The sequence below is a fragment of the Paenibacillus sp. P4_A7 genome (assembly GCF_056402455.1).
The window spans coordinates 1-2,376 of sequence record NZ_JBFUHJ010000636.1 but is presented as its reverse complement, the minus strand read 5'-3'; the positions used below and the strand labels follow the sequence as shown (position 1 = coordinate 2,376).

The window sequence follows — 2,376 nt, the reverse complement described above, 5'->3', positions numbered from 1 at the left end:
ATGCTGCGAGGCTTCACTTCAATTGTCGTATGTTCTCGCGGGTCGTTGGGATGCTGGCTCACTGCCATTTCAACTATGCAGTCTGACGCTGCTACTGTCAGCTGTCCTATTAATTACGCGAAGCAAGAGGCTTTACGCGATTATCTTTTTTCTAGGAAGCATGGGTGCTCTGCAAGCGCTGTTAACGCCTAACTTAGACGAGACATATCCAGACTTCAGATACTTTCAATTCTTTCTTGCTCATATCGGAATTATTAGCACGGCCATCTATATTACTGTAGTCGAGCGTTATCGCCCAGATTTTAAATCATTGTTAGGTGCATTGCTATGGCTGCATGTGTTGGCTCTTCCGGCACTCCTTACGAATGTAGTTTCAGGCCATACTAACTTCATGTTCCTCGCTGGTAAGCCCGGCACAGGCTCGCTTCTTGACTTACTATCCCCGTGGCCATGGTATTTACTGGAGCTTGAAATGGTTGTTTTATTGATATGCTTGCTGTTACTTGCAGTGATTTCCTTATTTGACTTTATACACCGAAAGAAGCATTGGTAATACTTATTTCTCTCTATGCTCAAATGCCTTTCGGTAAGATGACTGCAAAAGCCGGCGAGAAGGAACTCCAAGCGATTGATAAGCGTGTAAAAGTATTTAAGTAATTTTAAATATATCTAATAAATGTAATGAACGGACCTTACCTCATGTGGGTACGATCCGTTTTTTTTATACTGGTCGATTGCACTAAAAACATGTACAATTAAAACCGATATAATATAAAGAGTATGAATAATTGTCTCTCGAACAATGGCTACGAAAACTATACATAAATCGGACTTTACATCAAGGAGGATATTATGAGTATCGACCCACGTACTATAAAAACAATATTGCAGCTTCAGCTTGCGCCAAGTCTTGATTTTCAATCCACTTCAAGTCCCTTGAATTCATTAAGCGGCAATGGTTCGACAACTTTATTTGATAGCTTACTGTCACAATATATGTCGGACATGTCTTCAGAAAGCGGTACTAATACTTCTGTATTGCCTATGGAAGCACTATCACAGCTATCTGGGCTTAACGGCTTAACGAACATCTCTTATAGCGATTACAATACAAATACAGCAGTGGCTGGTTCAGGCACTTATGATGCTCTTATTCAGCAGGCTTCGTCCAAATATGGTGTAGACCCGTCTTTGATTCAAGCTGTAATAAAAACGGAATCCGGATTTGATCCAAATGTTCAATCTCATGCAGGCGCCAAAGGCTTAATGCAGCTTATGGATGGGACAGCAAGAGGTTTAGGTGTAACCGATTCCTTCGACCCTGCTCAAAACATTGATGGAGGAACAAAGTATTTATCTTTAATGTTGCGGAAATATAACGGTAATGAACAGGTGGCTTTAGCTGCTTATAATGCAGGACCAGGGCGTATTGACAGACTAGGCATACAGACAGATGAGCAGCTTATGAATCGTATGAACTCGCTACCCGAAGAAACTCAGCGTTATGTTTCCAAAGTACTTAATGCTCGATAGTTAGCGTCAATTAGATCACGAAATGGCGTTCTGCAGCAGCTGCAGAGGCTATCGTTGATCTTTTTCTTTTTATGAAGGAAGGGAGATATTCATATGCTTTACTTTGATCATTGCGCATCAACACCTCCATATGAAGAGGTGGTCCAAACAATGATGGAGGTGATGAAAACGCAATATGCGAATCCATCATCCATTCATCGTGCCGGAGCGAATGCAAATAAGCTAATCGAGCGATCACGTACATTAATTAAGGAACAACTTCATACGACGAACGGCAGATGGATATTTACTTCTGGAGGAACAGAATCGAATAATCTGGCTCTGAAAGGGATTGCTAAGCAATATCGCAGTCGTGGTAATCATCTCATCACAACGCAAATTGAGCATGCATCCGTTTATGATACGTTTGGTCAATTAGAGCAGGAAGGGTTCCGTGTAACCTATTTGCCTGTAAATGAATTTGGACATGTTCGAGCTGAACAAGTAATCGAAGCTTTAACGGACGAGACTATACTGGTTAGTGTCATGCATATCAACAATGAAATTGGATCTATTCAACCGATTGATGACATAGGACGATTGTTGAAATCCTATAATAAAATATTTTTTCATGTCGATGCCGTACAAAGCTTGGGCAAACTGCCTATAGAGCTGGAAGAATGGGGCATTGACCTTCTAAGCGGCTCTGCACATAAGCTCCGTGGACCAAAAGGTGTAGGATATCTTTATGTCCGAGAGGGAATTACACTCTATCCACTGCTTACTGGGGGCTCTCAGGAGGGTGGTTCACGACCTGGCACTCATAACGTTCCGGGTATTGTTGCTTCAGCTAAGGCGCTGCGA

The 2,376-nt window shown here is 41.9% G+C and carries 3 protein-coding genes; all 3 read left to right on the top strand.

Going from position 1 to position 2,376, the window contains the following annotated elements; genetic code table 11:
- Positions 1–553: YwaF family protein (locus AC1DWN_RS32235; RefSeq protein ID WP_477562923.1), on the top strand; the 553-nt coding region annotated here is incomplete at its 5' end.
- 299 nt (positions 554–852) lie between these two features.
- On the top strand, positions 853–1,533 hold the full coding sequence (locus tag AC1DWN_RS32230) for a lytic transglycosylase domain-containing protein (RefSeq protein ID WP_477562922.1): 681 nt from the start codon (positions 853–855) through the stop codon (positions 1,531–1,533).
- Between the two features lie 93 nt (positions 1,534–1,626).
- The coding region (locus AC1DWN_RS32225) for a cysteine desulfurase family protein (RefSeq protein ID WP_477562921.1) at positions 1,627–2,376 on the top strand (750 nt) is incomplete at its 3' end.

Excerpts from the sequence above, each read along its gene's own strand:
- AC1DWN_RS32230 (WP_477562922.1), top strand. The coding sequence starts at position 853 with ATGAGTATCGACCCACGTACTATAAAAACAATATTGCAGCTTCAGCTT.